3 protein-coding genes are annotated in these 21677 nt (G+C 48.9%); all 3 read right to left on the bottom strand.

The window, feature by feature from the left end:
* Positions 1 to 23 precede the first annotated feature (23 nt).
* Genes ACGHM3_RS07835 through ACGHM3_RS07825 form a run of 3 tightly spaced genes read right to left on the bottom strand, consistent with a single transcriptional unit; the run spans position 24 to position 21665 of the window.
* The gene (locus tag ACGHM3_RS07835; protein WP_345417831.1) at positions 24 to 890 is read right to left on the bottom strand and encodes a transglutaminase-like domain-containing protein; all 867 of its coding nucleotides are present in this window, start codon (positions 888 to 890) and stop codon (positions 24 to 26) included.
* A 48-nt stretch (positions 891 to 938) separates the two neighbouring features.
* The gene (locus ACGHM3_RS07830; RefSeq protein ID WP_345417828.1) at positions 939 to 4943 is read right to left on the bottom strand and encodes an RHS repeat-associated core domain-containing protein; all 4005 of its coding nucleotides are present in this window, start codon (positions 4941 to 4943) and stop codon (positions 939 to 941) included.
* A gap of 51 nt (positions 4944 to 4994) precedes the next feature.
* Positions 4995 to 21665 (bottom strand): right-handed parallel beta-helix repeat-containing protein, encoded by a 16671-nt coding sequence (locus tag ACGHM3_RS07825; protein WP_390517914.1) that lies wholly within the window; start codon positions 21663 to 21665, stop codon positions 4995 to 4997.
* Positions 21666 to 21677 lie beyond the last annotated feature (12 nt).

Below are 21677 nucleotides of genomic sequence, written 5' to 3'. Positions count from 1 at the left end.
CCAAATTGTGTAAGCAGCGCTGTTTAAATCATCCGAAGCTCTAAACCTTCAATATTTTCACCTTCCAACCAATACAAAGGCGGCATTTCACCAACGTAAGAGCCATCATCATCCAGTATTTTAAAGGGGATATAGTGGTCTTCATTTTCCATAAACACACCGCGCTGTGGGTCGGCCACTCGCCAACGTTCGCCATCCCAAAATTCCGCCCAGTTGTGCGCATCCTTGGGGTCGATTTTGGTGTCTCGGTCGTAGACGTAACCGATAACACCTCTGGCGGGGATTCCTGCTGTGCGTGCTAGGGCTATGAAAAGTTGCATATACTCGGTGCAATCGGCCTCGCCGGAGTCTAAAGCATAGAAAGCTCCCCGAGCTCTTGCATGAAAACCAGACAGGTCGACATAATTTACAATAAATTGGTATATTTTTTCTGAAAATGGCTCTTCATCAGGGGTAAATGACCTTAATATACTTTGGAGCCTACGTTTCGACTCTTCTCCATGACCTGCTATACCGAGAAATTCGCCATATCCCTCTCTGCCACGATCAGTTAAAACATAAAATTCATGACGATATTCAAATATCTCATTTGCGTAGGGTGCTATGTTTAAATCAATACTCACCAAATTTACCGAAGCAAAGACAGGTAAAGAAAAATTAAAAGTTAAATTATTTGAAACCTTATTGGACCTATTAGACAATCTAAACTTATAGTATAAATTCAATTTATTAACGTCATCTAGTACCAACCTCTTTTCTCCCGTCGGGCTTAAATCACGCTTTCCCAATATAATACTGCCAAATTCCTTTAAGAAAACATAAAAAACACAAAGCACGACCAAGGTTAAAGTCAAGCTACCAACAAATTGGTGTAGTAAGATTTTTTTCATTTTTTTACCACCACCTTACCAACCACAACATTCGCATTAAAAAACAGATTAGCGACCGAGATCTTCAGCATCGTACATATCAACATCTGAGTCATTCGTATATATAAAGTCAGTTGGAATATATTGGTCTTTAGCCGGCACATCATTATCGTGTTCATACACGTCAGATACATCCCACCAACCGGCAGGATTCCAATGCACAATGCCTGAAATAATACCGTCCGGGGCGACATAATTATAAGTTCCATCGTATGGATCGAGATAACCTGTATCTTTATCATAAGAACACTCAAATCCTGAACCTGGCAGATCCGGATCTGGCCTCTCATATACATTTTTACCTGGGTGATATTTAGTCTTCCATTCCGGCCTTTTATTCCACTGTTCTCCAGCGCTATCGACATATTCCCCATCTTCATTCTCACCAGGCTCGCAAAGTGGACATTTATTAAGAGAATTTCTTGATGAGTGAGTCGAGCGGGGCTTCAAACCCAAAGGGTCAAAAGAATTAATTGGATTATTATCTGAATACGCATATAAGTTTGATGCACCAAAGTATCTGACAGGGTCTGATTGTATATACCGCCCAAGATCCGACGAATAGTACCTGTGAAAGTTATAGTTCAACCCAGTTTCTATATCATGGTACTGACCAGGGAAAACCAAATTGTTATCAACATCGGATTCTGAAGCGCCACCAAATGCATCCCTCATTGATAATGAGCTAATTTCTCCCGAAGAATCAAGTTGAGCAATCGGCGCTCCAATATTGTTAGATATGTAAAAATTGATTCCCTCCGGCGTGTATTTAAACAAAGGGTCAGTGCCCCAAGGTGAACCAGGCCAATATTGATATATTTTTTTATAATTACCCGCTTCATCAATTTCTGCAATCAGCCCTCTTTTTGAATAGACAAAATATGTTATTTCCCCATCCACTTGTTTTTGTATACGTCTACCGAATGGATCATACTTGTACTTACCAACTTCTCCTATCACAGAACTGTCAACTTTAATTAGCCTATTACGATGATCATAGGTATAAGTTATTATTTCCGAACTCGACTCCGACCGAACCAAACTGCCATTGAGATCGTATTCATACTCGTTCTCATCATTTCTGACTAGCTGACTATTTTCGTTATATACCCAACTTTGTGTATTATTGGCAACACCTATACGATTACCGGATTTGTCATACATATAATTTAGTTTCAGCGCTCCACCTCTCGACTCACTAATTAGTTTTTTATCCCGATCATATTCATATACAATCTCAACATCGCCAGACTCCTTATACAATTGATTGTCAGGCAGGTAATCGTAAATACGTTGAAAAACACGACTACCAGAAACATCTAATACCTCAATATTTTTTAACCTTTCAAAATTATCGTACTCGCGTTTCGATAAGAAATTGCCAGGATATTTTATTTCGGAGCGTAAGCGATTGACACGCTTACTTACAGTAACATTCCCGTATCCAGCAATATCAACTGTCTGTAATAAATTAGAACTATCGTAAATAAACTTCGTCACCAACCCATTAGGTGCTACCGAAGAACGCAATAATCCGTTTTTATAATAAGTATAAGAAAGCTCAAATGTGACAGCGCCGTAATTTACAGACTCCAGGGTTCGCCGACCCTGAGAATCATATTCGAATCTACCACTGTTGACACCATCATCCCAAGAAACTAAAAGCCCTCTAGGGTCATACTTATAATTTACAACCTCTATAGGATCAACATCCCCTGCAGAGGCATAGTATTCCTCTCTCAAAATGCGATACGAATTATCATACGATAATTCAACATATTGGCCTTTAGGATCTTGGTAACTAACTAAACTACCAGCCTTGTTATACTGCCAACTAAACGACTGGCCCAAAGGGTTTTTCTCGCGAATAAGACGCCCCATTTTGTTATAATCCAGCGTGTAGGTATTATTATTAGGATCCTCAATACCTACCCTGTTGCCACGCCAATCGTAAGAGTATTTTCTGGCACTTGACGACGGAGATATCTCACTTGTAATCCTATTTTTTGAATCATAATTGAAATGAGTTGCATAGCCGTTAGGATCCACCATTGATAAGATATTTCCGACAAGATCCCTGTGATAGAAAATCTCTCTTCGTTCCTTGCCATCAGCAATATCAGCCACTTTAATCAATCTGTTTCTAGAATCATAAACCAACTCTTGTTCGAAGGTAGGGTGCACGAAGGATGTTGGCTGTTCACTCCCCCCACCCCCTGGAGTGTTAAAATTTGCATACCGCCTTTCAACGCCGTATCCAGAGTCATCAGAGACAGACACCAACCTATTTATTGCATCAAATTTTCGATATATCTTATGCCCTTCCTCGTCCTCTATCTCTATTCTTTGGTTATCGTCATTGTATTTGTAAGTCCGGGTGTAACCCATTGAATCCGAAACTGAAATCACATTATCTCTGGCATCAAATACATAGACCCATGCATTATTGATAGGGTCAGTAATTTTTATTTTATTACCCGCAGCGTCGTACTTATAGCTATAACTGTTTCCTAGCGGGTTAACCTTTGACGTCTGATTGCCAGCAGAGTCATAAGTACTCACCCACTCATTACCTTGAGCATCGACTAAGACTGTACGATTACCCATTACATCATAAATAAATTGTATTTCTCCTGATTCGGGATCAGTGATTTTTATTTGGCTTCCATATTCATTATAAATAGTAGCCCACACGGCCGCATCATTGGTGCCACTAGCCTCGGTCTTTTTAATTATATTGCCAAAGGAATCATTCACGAATGCTATTGTTGACTCTATATTGGTACCTTTGGAAGTTACTACTGAAATATGGTTACCCCGCGTATCGTATGCGTAAGTTGTTTTATTACCATTCTCGTCAGTAAACTCTTTTAATAAAGACAAGCTACTTTTAACCTCCGGACTTGCAGCCAAGCCAAGCGAAACACTGATAGTTGTATATTTATATTTTTTTGTAGAGTTATCGGGATAGGTTATTTTAGTTGTGTTATACAAACCATCACGCGTGCGCACAGTAGTATTGCCATTTTTATCTGTAGTAGCGATTTCACTAGAAGAGAACGCACGCGTATAAATCGTTACACCACCAATTTCTTTTCTTACCGCCCTACCAGTAATAGAATCGTAATAAGTAATTTCTTCTTTACCCGATGTCGACAAAGCTGTAACAATCGCCTGGCCTTTGGTGGCCGCCGTAACACCATAGCGATAGCCGTAGCTCATACCGGTATTATCCGCATAGCGTTTGGTTTTGAGCATACCCGCCGCGTTATAGGTGTAGGTAATGGTGCGGTCTAACGGATCCGTCATGGCTGTAATTACTGGCACACCACCGGCAGCTCCGTAATCGTACTCCCATCGATTGCCGCGTACATCAATCACTGCCTCAAGTTGATTACTGGCGTTGTATTCGTAACTCACCTGGCGATCTGTTGTATCTTTTACTTGCGTTAAATTACCTGCTGCGTCATGGGTGTACCAGAATACTTGCGTGCCGAAGTGATCAAATACGCCGGAGATACGGCCTTCTGAGTCGAAACTAAACGTTACTTTGACGTTGTTTTTATCGCCATAGCCGAGGATTCGGCCGTTGTTGTCGTATTCAATCCAGTTGCCTTCTAAATTGACCCACAAATAGCCGTTCGATAATCGGTGGATTGTTTTACGTGGTGTATTTTTAAAAATTTTGCCAGAGCTGTCCGCCATTTTATAGACGGCATCAAAACGGCGAATTTCTGATGGCTCGTTAGTTAACGCATCGTACTGTATTGTTAACGGTGACCAATTGCGATTAAAGTGCCACTGCCCCTCATAAAAGGTACGTTTCACCGTAACGTAGCCACCCATAACTTTTACGTAGATATCATCCTGGGATTCAGAAAAGCTATTTGGGTAGCCCGCTATCGTATTTTGGCTTGCGATTAGAAGCACAAAGCAGCAGAGAACTTTTATCAAGAACGGCAATTTCTTAGTCACGTTTACAATTTCAAATAACTTCTTCGAAATACAAATCATTTTAAGAATCCAATTTCTTTCCTAAATTTAAGCGTGGTAGACAAAACACCACTAATTACATTCATCTGCTGGTGCTCCGCCCGGAGCTGGACACGGAGGTGGTTCTTTCTCCTCCGGAGGCTCCCCGGCTGGGGAATCACCGTTGCCCGGTTGATCACAGCATTCACCGTCTTTACAGTCTGGCGGGCAGAAAGGGATATCGTCTATAGGGTTAGGAGCTGGCTGGAATGAAAAATCGGGGACACCACTACCACGACCACCAGGTCCGCCGACGCCACTCCGGAACCACCGAGGACCGTAACCAATAATGCCACCACCGCCACCACCTGAAGCTCCACCACCACCACCAGAGGAACTAGGATTACCACAATCACCGTAAGCGATACTAAAGCACATACTACTGCAGCCTCCGGTAACCACCCCATTAGCACACTCGTAATCATGACACTCTTCGAAGCACTCACTATGGCCATAGCAAAAACCTCCACCCCCGGTACCGGCTATGGCGGGGTCCAGCGGTGCCAAACTGACTACGCGATAAGGTACGGTTATTCTCTGCTTCGCTTCCAACGTATCAGGGATATCGATAAGAGCCTCGTATCGGAAATACCCATCGGAGCTATTGAAAGGCATGGTTACGTTATCGGCGCGAATCAAGCCATAGTTGGTGATCGTAAATTCTCCATTGAACACGTCACCGGGTTCCATTTTCGGAAGGTTTACGCTTGTTGGCTCAATTACAACTACGGGCGCAGGTACGTCGGTTTCAAACGTTGCGGTAAGTGTTATTTCATATCTGTCTTCAATGGAGATCTCGGTTACCGACCAATCAACGGTAATTAGGTTGTAGTCCAAAAAGACTTCTTCGCTTTGGGTAATACCAGGTTTTATTTGAATGCGACCCACAGCTTGTTCATGTTTGTTTGCGCCGGCCCTGAAGGTATACCAGCCGCTAGCAAGGCCCGTGAATAGCGCTTCACCATTGCCGTCTGTGGTTGCGGTTTGGTCAATGGTTAACACCCTTTCGTTTTGCAATTGAATTTCCGCACCGGCCAAACCTGGGATAGGCTCTCCATTTTCATCTAACGTGGCGGTATAAATGTCTGATAAGCGAAACAACACGCCACCTACGCCCGATTGCGTTACAGATACCACGAATAATGCATCTGCAACCGGGTGGTTAGCACTGCTAATTCTGACTTTGTATTGATATACGCCCTCCGCGATTGCGGTGCTCGGCGCAAAGCCAACTTCAACTAGGCTAGTCTCACCAATGCCTATGGTTCCAATATCAGTGGGTGAAGAAATATAGGCCCAACCATTGGATACTTCCGCCCCAGAAGAATCAATGAGTGCTAATTTCACCTGCTCCAGTGTAGCCAAACCTATATTGCTGATGGTGAGCGTTTCAATCACTGTATCGCCCCGATTTACCCCGGTTTCGGTAACCGTATTTTCTAAATCAATTACGGGGAAGGCATCTGGCAACGGGGGCTCACCGGGTTTGGCAGCATATTGATAATTTACTGTGGCTTTTGCCAAGGCCTGGTTTCCGGATTCGTCACTTAGTAAACGCAGCACAAAACTGCCCGCCGGGCTCACTGTGTTATCCACCGCCACAGTCACCGGCAGACTAACCGCATCTTCACTACCCATCGTTACTGGGGCAGGCAACGTGAGTGCAATGCCCGATGGCAGCAAACCATTAACTTGGTCTTCAGCCACTATAGCGAGTCTTAAATTTGTAGCAGACGCAGCGACGCCAGAAGTGGCCTCGTAGGGAATTTCAATAACCTCATCAATGTAGCCATTGATCGATGCATTCCCTGGCGAAAGCCGAATGGACTGCATGGCAAACTCCGCCTGGCGTGGGTGAGCGTCTAAATCGGGATGTATACACGATACCGAATACTGCCCTGCTTCACCGGGTTGCGAGGTAAAAGTATAGCTATAAACACCATCCGAGTTAGCATAAATTTCCACTACACGCTCAAAGCCACGGTTATCAATAACTAACTTAACCGGCACAGAACCAATTGCCGATTGGGTCTCGGCATCAACTGCCGTACCCGTGATAACCACATCTGCCGATTGATTGGGAACCAACAATTGCGAGCCTGGAGTAGCCGAGTTAATCGTGCAGTTGTAGGGTGTGTCCACCAATGCTGCATCAACCGTGGATGACATTCCCTGTAGGCTTACCTGCTGGTCGGTGCCGAATTGGTAGTGTATTTGAGCTATATTTACTTCTACTTCTACGTCATCTGGTGCACTTGGGGGTACTTGTATTTCAATAGGTTCAGAAGTAAAGCTAGCCCCGGGCGGAATTCTTACCACTGATGTACCATCAGCCAGAGCGAATAGCCGCGTACCGAACAACTGCTTGAATGGTGCCACTGAAAGCACATTTCCGTCGGTATCTCGCAAAAATACTTGGATATCGTCGGAATCCAGTGTGCCCGCAAACCTAGCTGTAACAATATCGGTTTCTACTGCTGAGGTATTATGAACTACCAAGCGAACTTGCCCTGCACCGCCGCGCGTTAGCTGTATAACTTCTACTTCCAACGTAAGCTGCCCATCACCGGTAATAGCCGAAAGTGTTCTTTCAGTTTTTGATATTTCGCCGGTGGTTTGCGTGTTGATTAAGCTGGCGGTTAACTCTGGCAGAACTTCCAAGTCATCGTACCCGCCTAAAATTACGTCTATTTGTTCAGTCACCCCTGGGACCAAACTGAATGATTCAGAAATGTGGAGTCGATCGCCCAAATCTACTTGTAAGACGGCATTTTCCAAAAGTTGATTACCGTTATTTTGTACAACAAAACTCTGGCGGTTCATCACCCCTCGTTCGATATAAATATCATCTGCGGTGGTAATGTCGGCATCAGGTAAATTCAATATTCGTTCAATACTGCTGACACCATTTGCATCGACCGCGGTAACAACGTAAGAGCGATCTCCGCCGTCGTATCCGACGTCGACAAAAGAAGTTAGGCTGGTTGCGCCAGGCGTAAGATTAATTCGCTCGCCACTGGCATCTAGATGAACATTAAATAGATTGATACTGGCGCTAGTGTGCGACCAACTGATCACGGGTAATTCGTTATCGAGTTGAGTTACTTCCAAGTTCGCCACCGGCAGTAGATCGGTATTGACGTAGGCAGAATTAGATGGCGACGACTGGTTACCAGCGCCATCAAGTGCCGTTACTGCATAATAAGGCTCTGTTTCTAACGGCAGTGAATCTATTGTTCGGTTTTCTTCTATTGCCTCAACAATGGGAGCCAAACCAGCAACGTTACCAATGGCCGTAGCACCCCGATAAAGCGCGTAGCCCACTGTATCGGGATCTGCAGAAACATCCCACTGAGCATTTACGCCACTACCCAGCAATTCCAGTGCTAACCCTGTTGGTGCGGACGGCGCAACTCGGTCGGCAGTCACAATCGCCTCATCGCTCTGCCCACTCAGTGCTTCATCGCTATTTGAAGTACGGATACTGGCTAAGCTGTAACGGTATTCGCCATCAACCGCGGGTGAATCAACATATGCCTCTCCAGCACTACGTTGATAAGCTGACAAGCTACTTTCACCCGGCGCTTGGCGATAAATATGGTATGTTTCTGCACCCTCCACGGCATTCCAAGATAATTGCACTTGGCCACCCGGTAGGGCCTCAGCAGTAAAGTTCTCTGGAATTGCTAGCGGCGGTAGTTCACCCTGGTAAACTTGCAATGTACTGAGGCCTTCAATAACGCTACCTTCATTATTTAAATCATCAACGGCTGAGAACAGGAACTGCAAGGTCTCCACTTGGTTTAAGCCCGCATCATTGGGCAAAGTTAGTTCACCGCTCCAGCGCAAGGTGCTCTCTTGAACCAATGGGATTGCAGCGGATTCTGTGCGGCCTGGCGCCGACAACAAGTAAGTTATTTGCGGCTCTTCTCCAGTGGGTAAAGGAGCATCTAAATCGAAATAAAATGAGATTACTGTTGGGTTGGCACTGCTATTTTTGATGGGCCCGTCCGGTAAAATCGTTAATCCCTGGGCTATGGGACCCTGCACGTCTATGAGTAACGACTCCCCTGCTTCTACTTCGGTACCGCGGTTACCTGTTTCATCCCTAGCAGAGAACACTGCGTAAGCAATGCCGCTGTGATTGTTCTCAGTAATTTCAAACTGCCCGGTGTAAAGCTGGCTGCTGGCTTGACTAAGAACGACATTATTCGGCACCCCACCCGAAACCGTTAACGCTAAAAACGGAGTGGCCAACAGTGGTTCAGACACTTCAACCGCGACTTCTACAATACCAACGCCAAATCGCTCTGTGGCTGCATCGTACATACCGAGCGGCGTGTAGCTAATGCTAGTTGCCAGCGGAGCCGTGGAGTCAGATACCGCGCTAGTAAGATTAGACAGAGGGCCTGACGAGCCAACCTCGTTTACCGCCACCACAGCGTAATAATATTGCCCATCTGCGGGTGGTAAATCTGTATAACCCGTTGCGCTAACCAACGTAGAGTTTATTTTAGTTGCGCTGCCTATATCATCAAAAACGGCCGCCGCTCGATAAATATCATAACCACTTACATTATCGCTGGTAGAAGGCAGCCATTGTAGAATGATTTCGCCCAGTGGCTGGGATTGTGCATCCACGCTACCTGGTGCCTCCGGCAAACTACTATCGGAAGTTACAATTACAATCGCACTGCGGCTGCTTAAGCCTCCACGATTTTGAGCAGCCACGGATAAATTGTTCGGCCCTTCTAACAAATTGGCCTGGGCAGTAAATTGCCCACTGTCGTTTACTGCAAATGGCCCCGCCAACTGAACCGTGTCACGGTAAACAAATACACTACTGGCCGGTTCTGCTGTGCCTTCCAGAGTTATGTTTGTAAGATTCGTAACGATATTGTTAGCAGGTGACGTTATCACCGGTGTTGCGGGTGCTAACAGATCCAATTCAGCGGCAACGCTAATGGTTGCTGCGTTGGCAAAACTATCGTAGGCAGTTGCAGACAATATTATTGCCCCGTCATCAAACTGGGAAACCACCAAACTCGCGGTGTAACCGTCACTGCCATTAGTGTCCACCGATATCGTCGTTCCATTAACCGCGAATTCAACACGACTCATTCCTGAATCATCACTTGCACTCACACTGAGCACGCCGTTTCCTGAAATAGTCACACCATCAACAAGTGCAGTACTATTAAAGCTGAAATTCGATAGAAGTGGCCCACCAACATCTGCCAGTGGAGTAGCCGAAACCGTAGCTACATTGCTGCGCTCGCCGCCGGCGATATTTACCGTGGTTACCGCGAAGAAATACTCAATATTATTTGTTAAGCCGGCCACCCGACTTGTTGTTGAATTTGCATTAACGATCAATTTAGGAGTTAAACCTTCAACAGTTGTGAATTGTGTAGGCTCTGCATAGATTGCATAGTGTTGAACAAGCTCGGTTGGAGCCACGGGCAACCAGCTTAAATCAATAATGCCGCTAAGCGAGGATGCGCTTAGCCCCTCTGGATTGGGCAATAATGTTGCGGCATCAACGGTAACACCGGGGCTTTCATTGCCGTTATCATCTACGGTTGATACTCTTAACTGATAAGCAGTTGCCGTGGTTAGGCCTGTAAAGTCGTATTGTGATACGGATGGGTCTAACGATACTGGGCCAACTCCATCGATATAAACATTATATGCAGTGAGATCATCGGCCGAATTAATTGACGGCTCCCAGGACAGGAGTAGGTGATCATCAAATACCTCCAAAGAGGTATTGGTAACGTCTTCCGGAGCTGCTGTATCAGCTGGCGTGGCCAACACCGGTGTTGCTGATACATTTTGATTTCCGTTGCTATCAAATGCTACGACAGCAATATATACATCGACGCCTTCTACTAAGTTGTCTGCGGTGTAGTTATAGGTCCCAGCAGGCAACTCTGCTACCGGGTCCAAACTGTTTACCTGAGTAAACAGCGCTGTTTCAATATAAATTCGATACCCAGCAATATCGCCATGCAACGATTCATCATAGCCAGACCAGTCCAAAGATATCTGTTGGCCAGTTCCATTGGCATTAACTCTCAAAGTTTCAACGGGTGGTGGCGAGGTATCGTTATAAATAATCTCAACAATGATTGGTGCGCTTTCATTAGCAGCTAAATCATAAGCCGTAACGGAGAGTGTATTTAACCCATTAACAAGAGCGTATTGATAACTCCAGCTAGTACCATCGTTAGGGGTTATTACGTCTGTTCCGTTTATACGGATACCGGAGCCGGCTTCTTTGGTGCCAGACAGGGTTTGCATGGCTGAATTGGTAGGAGATGTGACAGGGTCAATAGTTGGTGTTGGCGGGGCCGTCGCATCGTAGCTAAACTGACTTTGAAAGCTCTGGGCGTTACCGGCCAGATCTTGCACAAGCAAGGCCACTGTGTAATCACCCTCAGCCAAAGGCTGCTGAAGCGGAATAAATTCCAACTGGTCACTTTGCGTTGCAGACCAATCACCGGCAATTGGACCACCGGCTGCTGAGACACTCGCGGAAGCAATAGTTGCCTCAATGTCAATACCAGCCAGGTCGTCGGATATTACGACAATGACACTTGAAGGCGCGCTGGTTAGGTAGCTTTGATCCTCTGGCTGCACCGATTCTACCTGCGGAACTGTTTGGTCAAGCACAACTTCAATCTCCACCGCAGGGCTTGGATTGCCTGCGAGATCCCGTGATTCGACTACTAAAGAGTTCGAACCCGCCTGCAAGCTATAGCTCGCGCTCCACAGTGTTGAATCATCCAGAGCTACCACTTGGGAATCGTTAATCCAAACGGAGGAGTTGGCTTCCTTTGTACCGGAAAGAGACAATAGTTGAATATTGGTAGGGGTTAGCACCGGGTCCACAGTTATCGCAGACGGCAGAACCGTATCAATAGTAAATGCAAATTCCGCTGAGGCGCTGTTACCCAATGGAGAATCTGTGAGCGTCAAAGCCACCGAATAAGAGCCATTTTGCAGAGCTTGTTGCGGGGTAAATTCCAGACGAGCACCTGAAGCTGCCCAAGAACCAGTAACCACTACACCCTGCCGAGTGATAGAAGCGGAAGATAGTGCGACTGGCATATCGACTTCAGTGCTCACATCGTAAAGCGATACTAATACTTTACTAATGGACTGATTAAGGCTAGCGCCGTCGGCGGGGGAAGAAGAAAGAATACGCGGGGGTAGCGTATCTCGGGTGATCAGCACGTTCTCGGCTTCACTGATCAGACCAATAGTATTTATAGCGGTGACGGAAAAATTATTGAGTGACTCGGCTAAATTGACTGTAGCGCTCCAGCTTGTAGCATTGTCAACCGGAACGACGGTTACACCGTTTACCTGAATACCAGTTTCTGCCTGTTTTGTACCGCTGATTAATTGGCTATCACTTTGTACGGGCGTTGTGATGGGGTCAATAACTGGGGTTGCCGGTAATTCGAAATCATTTAGCCAATTGGAATAATCTACGGTACCGAGACTAGCTGCATCGTAACCGTCGTAAATTACATTGATATCACGAGGATGATTTCCAGATTCCAAAGTATTGGTTGTATCAATGCCCCACCAGTTCTGTTGCGCATTGATCGCAAAGGAGGAATCATTTTGTAAATCGAAATCGCTATTATCGTAAAGCTCATTATTGGTAATTGATATCGCAGCTGTAGGCTGAATTCGTAAACCTATTTCGTTATTGGTGATGGTATTAGCGCTTATCCCAGGCAGTAACTCATTTATCCCAGAGGTATTATAAATGTACATTCCCGCTTCTAGATTATTCTGAACGGTATTTGAGGATATAGCCGGGGAAACGGAACTGTAGTTTTCGTTGTAATAAAGAATACCGTTATATCGGTTGCCTAAAATATTATTGCCCCGAATGATATGCTCAGATTCAGCACCTACTCGGTTGGAATTATATATAGTGATGCCATTGGCATTGACATTATTTGCAACTTCATTGTCTTTAATGTCAATTGCGCTTGCAGAGTAGTCTCTGGTAACAACGTAAATTCCGTAACTGGAGTTGGATTCGATCACGTTACTGGCAACGTCCGCCAAAAGCATAGCTCCGCTGTCTTCTGCGGACAAATATATACCACCACCAGCATTGCTACTTACAATATTCGATTCTAGGTAAACATCTAATACGCTGTCAGCGTTTTGCACTGTGCCAGATACGCCGAAAGCTGCATTGGTATGGAATTCATTCGCAACAATGCTAGCGGTAAGCTGGCCACCATTTAACGCATCCAGTAACACTCCATTTTCAGATGAATTGGTTACCGTCGTATTTTCTATATTACAAAAGCCGACAGCACCATCTGCAATGCACGTAATACCATTAACAGCGTATTCAACATCAGCATAGTTTACATCTAAGTTGCCGCTTACCCTGATACCTTCCCAATCACCAGGATTCAATGGTGATTGGTTAGGCGCTAGAACAACCGGGTTAGCGATTGTACCGTTAATAAGCAGATTACCCTCAACGATAATTTCAGTACTGTTGGAATTATTGCCACCAAAACTGCTGTCACTACGCGACGGAATTATAATGTTTGCACCGGCTTCGATTGTTAACGTAATTCCCGCAGGCACAGTTATATCGCCAGATAGATTTACCGTTTCAGACCAAGTTTGATCCTCCGATAAACTTCCGGCAGTAATAATGGTTGATGCATTGGAAATGGTAACGGCATTGCCGGCACTAGCAACTTCTAACTGGCCATCCAAGGTGACCACTCTGGAGCGCAGTTGGTAAACACCGTCAGCCGTGGGCGCCCAGGCGTAGGTCCAGTTCACAGTGCCGTCGGCCACTTGCCAGGTCACACCATTGTCGGTGCTTACTTCCACTCGGTCGATGCCCGCGGCCGCGCTGGCCGAGCCTTCGATGAGGACATTCGGGCCTTTGAGCTCGCTGCCATCGGTGGGTAATCGAACCCAGGAGATGGGGGCGTCCGATATACTTACCGTCGCGGCCAACCACGGCAGATAACTCACTGCCCCCTTGCTACCGTCATCGTAGATGTCGTACACGCCGCTGATGTTTTTGGGGTTGTTGCCCGAGGCCATTTCCGAGGTGATTGTACTGCCCCACCAGTTGTGGTCCGCCGCAACCGCTACTGCGCTGCTGTTGTATAACCCATAACCGGTGCTACCTTCGATGCGGTTTTGGTGCACCCGAGCAACACCACCGGCATCCAGCCATAAGCCATGCCCTACATCACTGCCCGTGCCACCCGCCGTGTTGTTGTCGTATACGCTGTTGTATACCACCGATACGCCACCCGCTGAGGTAACGCCGATGCCGTAACCGCTGTTATTGAAGACTTCGTTTAAGCTCAGCTCTGGCACTTGGCTATTGCTATCCCAGCTCAGCGATAAACCGGTGTAGGAACCATCACTGCCATTATTGAAGACGCGGTTACCACGGATCAGCGGCGGTGAATTTGTCTCACTATTATTTTGCGTAATGACAAGCCCGGCGCGTTCCGCACCCTGCACTTCGTTATCGTTGACTTGTACCGATTGCTGGGTGTAATTCTGAATGATCAGATCAATGCCACGGCCGTTACTCGCCGCACCGTTAACGCTGTTGCCACTGACCGACAACGCTTCGGTATAAAGTTGGTTGTATACGTAGATACCGGTACCCGTAGCATTCAGAACGGTGTTGTTGTCGATAAGATGCGACGCAATGTGTTGGCTGCTGGTGTTGACGAAGTAGCTGTAAATACCGCCCCGGCCACTGGTGTCTAGGCTATTGCCCAGTATGGTGACGTCACCTTCGGTGGCCGACCCATACTTAAACAGATAAATTCCGTATTCACCCACGCCACTGAGGTCGTTATCTTCCAACGACACCTCATCTAGGTAATACACCCAGATGCCGTTATCGCCAATGTTACTCAAGGTGTTGTTGATCGCGGTGATACTGTGAAGACCTCGACTATAACCATTAGGACTGCCGAAGCGGAAACCGTCCAAGGCAATGGCGCCTAGCGTGGACCCCGTGACGGTGACTGTCAGATTCGTATTGCTGTCACTGTCTTGCGGTGACAAATCAACACCGTGGCCGCCCACGGTTTGTAATTGGCTATCGGTAATGGTGGCGGTTAACGACCCTGCGGTGGTGGACCAACCATAGATACCGGTACCACCGATATTACTGAGTGAGGTGTTCTGTACATCTAATGTCACCACGGCACTGTTACTGGCTGAGGCGGTAATCCCGGCACCCGTGGTGTCGGCAATGGTGCTGTCACTGATGGATACTGAGGTGATAACACCACCCTCGGCGCTGTATTCAAGGCCGACGGTACTGTATTGAACGGTGGTGTAGGCCAGGGATACATCACCACCGTTTTGGTGGATGCCACCCCAATCGCCTGCAGCGGGGCTGGCGGCATTGCTGGTCAGTACGATGGGTGCTGCTTGGGTACCGAGCGCAACCAGATCGCCTTCTACGATCAGTTCTGGCCGCGAGCTTTCTGAACCACCTCCCTGGTCATCGCTTAACGCCTGGAATTGAATGGTGGTACCCGGTTCAACCGTGAGGGTGGTGCCTACCGGCACGGTGATGTCACCGGTAATTTGAACCGTGTTGCTCCAGGTTTCATCACCCGTTAATACGCCCGAGGTGGTGGGTAGGCTGCTATCGATGGTGACGGCATTGCCGGCACTAGCAACTTCTAACTGGCCGTCCAAGGTAACCACTCTGGAGCGCAGTTGGTAAACACCGTCAGCCGTGGGCGCCCAGGCGTAGGTCCAGTTCACAGTGCCGTCGGCCACTTGCCAGGTCACACCATTGTCGGTGCTTACTTCCACTCGGTCGATGCCCGCGGCCGCGCTGGCCGAGCCTTCGATGAGGACATTCGGGCCTTTGAGCTCGCTGCCATCGGTGGGTAATCGAACCCAGGAGATGGGGGCGTCCGATATACTTACCGTCGCGGCCAACCACGGCAGATAACTCACTGCCCCCTTGCTACCGTCATCGTAGATGTCGTACACGCCGCTGATGTTTTTGGGGTTGTTGCCCGAGGCCATTTCCGAGGTGATTGTACTGCCCCACCAGTTGTGGTCCGCCGCAACCGCTACTGCGCTGCTGTTGTATAACCCATAACCGGTGCTACCTTCGATGCGGTTTTGGTGCACCCGAGCAACACCACCGGCATCCAGCCATAAGCCATGCCCTACATCACTGCCCGTGCCACCCGCCGTGTTGTTGTCGTATACGCTGTTGTATACCACCGATACGCCACCCGCTGAGGTAACGCCGATGCCGTAACCGCTGTTATTGAAGACTTCGTTTAAGCTCAGCTCTGGCACTTGGCTATTGCTATCCCAGCTCAGCGATAAACCGGTGTAGGAACCATCACTGCCATTATTGAAGACGCGGTTACCACGGATCAGCGGCGGTGAATTTGTCTCACTATTATTTTGCGTAATGACAAGCCCGGCGCGTTCCGCACCCTGCACTTCGTTATCGTTGACTTGTACCGATTGCTGGGTGTAATTCTGAATGATCAGATCAATGCCACGGCCGTTACTCGCCGCACCGTTAACGCTGTTGCCACTGACCGACAACGCTTCGGTATAAAGTTGGTTGTATACGTAGATACCGGTACCCGTAGCATTCAGAACGGTGTTGTTGTCGATAAGATGCGACGCAATGTGTTGGCTGCTGGTGTTGACGAAGTAGCTGTAAATACCGCCCCGGCCACTGGTGTCTAGGCTATTGCCCAGTATGGTGACGTCACCTTCGGTGGCCGACCCATACTTAAACAGATAAATTCCGTATTCACCCACGCCACTGAGGTCGTTATCTTCCAACGACACCTCATCTAGGTAATACACCCAGATGCCGTTATCGCCAATGTTACTCAAGGTGTTGTTGATCGCGGTGATACTGTGAAGACCTCGACTATAACCATTAGGACTGCCGAAGCGGAAACCGTCCAAGGCAATGGCGCCTAGCGTGGACCCCGTGACGGTGACTGTCAGATTCGTATTGCTGTCACTGTCTTGCGGTGACAAATCAACACCGTGGCCGCCCACGGTTTGTAATTGGCTATCGGTAATGGTGGCGGTTAACGACCCTGCGGTGGTGGACCAACCATAGATACCGGTACCACCGATGTTATTGAGTGCGGTGTTCTGCACGTCTAATGTCACCACGGCACTGCTACTGGCCGAGGCGGTAATCCCGGCGCCCGTGGTGTCGGCAATGGTGCTGTCGCTAATGGATACTGAGGTGATAACACCACCCTCGGCGCTGTATTCAAGGCCGACGGTACTGTATTGAACGGTGGTGTAGGCCAGGGATACATCACCACCGTTTTGGTGGATGCCACCCCAATCGCCTGCAGCGGGGCTGGCGGCATTGCTGGTCAGTACGATGGGTGCTGCTTGGGTACCGAGCGCAACCAGATCGCCTTCTACGATCAGTTCTGGCCGCGAGCTTTCTGAACCACCTCCCTGGTCATCGCTTAACGCCTGGAATTGAATGGTGGTACCCGGTTCAACCGTGAGGGTGGTGCCTACCGGCACGGTGATGTCACCGGTAATTTGAACCGTGTTGCTCCAGGTTTCATCACCCGTTAATACGCCCGAGGTGGTGGGTAGGCTGCTATCGATGGTGACGGCATTGCCGGCACTAGCAACTTCTAACTGGCCGTCCAAGGTAACCACTCTGGAGCGCAGTTGGTAAACACCGTCAGCCGTGGGCGCCCAGGCGTAGGTCCAGTTCACAGTGCCGTCGGCCACTTGCCAGGTCACACCATTGTCGGTGCTTACTTCCACTCGGTCGATGCCCGCGGCCGCGCTGGCCGAGCCTTCGATGAGGACATTCGGGCCTTTGAGCTCGCTGCCATCGGTGGGTAATCGAACCCAGGAGATGGGGGCGTCCGATATACTTACCGTCGCGGCCAACCACGGCAGATAACTCACTGCCCCCTTGCTACCGTCATCGTAGATGTCGTACACGCCGCTGATGTTTTTGGGGTTGTTGCCCGAGGCCATTTCCGAGGTGATTGTACTGCCCCACCAGTTGTGGTCCGCCGCAACCGCTACTGCGCTGCTGTTGTATAACCCATAACCGGTGCTACCTTCGATGCGGTTTTGGTGCACCCGAGCAACACCACCGGCATCCAGCCATAAGCCATGCCCTACATCACTGCCCGTGCCACCCGCCGTGTTGTTGTCGTATACGCTGTTGTATACCACCGATACGCCACCCGCTGAGGTAACGCCGATGCCGTAACCGCTGTTATTGAAGACTTCGTTTAAGCTCAGCTCTGGCACTTGGCTATTGCTATCCCAGCTCAGCGATAAACCGGTGTAGGAACCATCACTGCCATTATTGAAGACGCGGTTACCACGGATCAGCGGCGGTGAATTTGTCTCACTATTATTTTGCGTAATGACAAGCCCGGCGCGTTCCGCACCCTGCACTTCGTTATCGTTGACTTGTACCGATTGCTGGGTGTAATTCTGAATGATCAGATCAATGCCACGGCCGTTACTCGCCGCACCGTTAACGCTGTTGCCACTGACCGACAACGCTTCGGTATAAAGTTGGTTGTATACGTAGATACCGGTACCCGTAGCATTCAGAACGGTGTTGTTGTCGATAAGATGCGACGCAATGTGTTGGCTGCTGGTGTTGACGAAGTAGCTGTAAATACCGCCCCGGCCACTGGTGTCTAGGCTATTGCCCAGTATGGTGACGTCACCTTCGGTGGCCGACCCATACTTAAACAGATAAATTCCGTATTCACCCACGCCACTGAGGTCGTTATCTTCCAACGACACCTCATCTAGGTAATACACCCAGATGCCGTTATCGCCAATGTTACTCAAGGTGTTGTTGATCGCGGTGATACTGTGAAGACCTCGACTATAACCATTAGGACTGCCGAAGCGGAAACCGTCCAAGGCAATGGCGCCTAGCGTGGACCCCGTGACGGTGACTGTCAGATTCGTATTGCTGTCACTGTCTTGCGGTGACAAATCAACACCGTGGCCGCCCACGGTTTGTAATTGGCTATCGGTAATGGTGGCGGTTAACGACCCTGCGGTGGTGGACCAACCATAGATACCGGTACCACCGATGTTATTGAGTGCGGTGTTCTGCACGTCTAATGTCACCACGGCACTGCTACTGGCCGAGGCGGTAATCCCGGCGCCCGTGGTGTCGGCAATGGTGCTGTCGCTAATGGATACTGAGGTGATAACACCACCCTCGGCGCTGTATTCAAGGCCGACGGTACTGTATTGAACGGTGGTGTAGGCCAGGGATACATCACCACCGTTTTGGTGGATGCCACCCCAATCGCCTGCAGCGGGGCTGGCGGCATTGCTGGTCAGTACGATGGGTGCTGCTTGGGTACCGAGCGCAACCAGATCGCCTTCTACGATCAGTTCTGGCCGCGAGCTTTCTGAACCACCTCCCTGGTCATCGCTTAACGCCTGGAATTGAATGGTGGTACCCGGTTCAACCGTGAGGGTGGTGCCTACCGGCACGGTGATGTCACCGGTAATTTGAACCGTGTTGCTCCAGGTTTCATCACCCGTTAATACGCCCGAGGTGGTGGGTAGGCTGCTATCGATGGTGACGGCATTGCCGGCACTAGCAACTTCTAACTGGCCGTCCAAGGTAACCACTCTGGAGCGCAGTTGGTAAACACCGTCAGCCGTGGGCGCCCAGGCGTAGGTCCAGTTCACAGTGCCGTCGGCCACTTGCCAGGTCACACCATTGTCGGTGCTTACTTCCACTCGGTCGATGCCCGCGGCCGCGCTGGCCGAGCCTTCGATGAGGACATTCGGGCCTTTGAGCTCGCTGCCATCGGTGGGTAATCGAACCCAGGAGATGGGGGCGTCCGATATACTTACCGTCGCGGCCAACCACGGCAGATAACTCACTGCCCCCTTGCTACCGTCATCGTAGATGTCGTACACGCCGCTGATGTTTTTGGGGTTGTTGCCCGAGGCCATTTCCGAGGTGATTGTACTGCCCCACCAGTTGTGGTCCGCCGCAACCGCTACTGCGCTGCTGTTGTATAACCCATAACCGGTGCTACCTTCGATGCGGTTTTGGTGCACCCGAGCAACACCACCGGCATCCAGCCATAAGCCATGCCCTACATCACTGCCCGTGCCACCCGCCGTGTTGTTGTCGTATACGCTGTTGTATACCACCGATACGCCACCCGCTGAGGTAACGCCGATGCCGTAACCGCTGTTATTGAAGACTTCGTTTAAGCTCAGCTCTGGCACTTGGCTATTGCTATCCCAGCTCAGCGATAAACCGGTGTAGGAACCATCACTGCCATTATTGAAGACGCGGTTACCACGGATCAGCGGCGGTGAATTTGTCTCACTATTATTTTGCGTAATGACAAGCCCGGCGCGTTCCGCACCCTGCACTTCGTTATCGTTGACTTGTACCGATTGCTGGGTGTAATTCTGAATGATCAGATCAATGCCACGGCCGTTACTCGCCGCACCGTTAACGCTGTTGCCACTGACCGACAACGCTTCGGTATAAAGTTGGTTGTATACGTAGATACCGGTACCCGTAGCATTCAGAACGGTGTTGTTGTCGATAAGATGCGACGCAATGTGTTGGCTGCTGGTGTTGACGAAGTAGCTGTAAATACCGCCCCGGCCACTGGTGTCTAGGCTATTGCCCAGTATGGTGACGTCACCTTCGGTGGCCGACCCATACTTAAACAGATAAATTCCGTATTCACCCACGCCACTGAGGTCGTTATCTTCCAACGACACCTCATCTAGGTAATACACCCAGATGCCGTTATCGCCAATGTTACTCAAGGTGTTGTTGATCGCGGTGATACTGTGAAGACCTCGACTATAACCATTAGGACTGCCGAAGCGGAAACCGTCCAAGGCAATGGCGCCTAGCGTGGACCCCGTGACGGTGACTGTCAGATTCGTATTGCTGTCACTGTCTTGCGGTGACAAATCAACACCGTGGCCGCCCACGGTTTGTAATTGGCTATCGGTAATGGTGGCGGTTAACGACCCTGCGGTGGTGGACCAACCATAGATACCGGTACCACCGATGTTATTGAGTGCGGTGTTCTGCACGTCTAATGTCACCACGGCACTGCTACTGGCCGAGGCGGTAATCCCGGCACCCGTGGTGTCGGCAATGGTGCTGTCACTGATGGATACTGAGGTGATAACACCACCCTCGGCGCTGTACTCTAGGCCGACGGTACTGTATTGAACGGTGGTGTAGGCCAGGGATACATCACCACCGTTTTGGTGGATGCCACCCCAATCGCCTGCGGCGGGGTTGGCGGCATTACTGGTCAGCACGATGGGTGCTGCTTGGGTACCGAGCGCAACCAAATCGCCCTCTACAATCAGTTCTGGCCGCGAGCTTTCTGAACCACCTCCCTGGTCATCGCTTAACGCCTGGAATTGAATGGTGGTACCCGGTTCAACCGTGAGGGTGGTGCCTGCCTGTACAGTTACGTCACCTGTAACTATATGGGTGTCAGAACTTGACCATGTTGTATCAACGAATATAGAACCACTGTGAGAAATAGTAGCAGCTTCCACAATAGGGACTGACAACAGCGCACAAACCGAGCCGGCGAAAAAACATCCCTTTACTATCACCTCTCTAACACCAAGCGCCATGCATATAATCTC

It is taken from the genome of Halioxenophilus aromaticivorans, assembly GCF_042850945.1.
Classification (GTDB): Bacteria; Pseudomonadota; Gammaproteobacteria; order Pseudomonadales; family Cellvibrionaceae; genus Halioxenophilus; species Halioxenophilus aromaticivorans.
The sequence above is the reverse complement of the archived record's forward strand: the minus strand, read 5'-3'. Positions and strand labels throughout refer to the sequence as shown.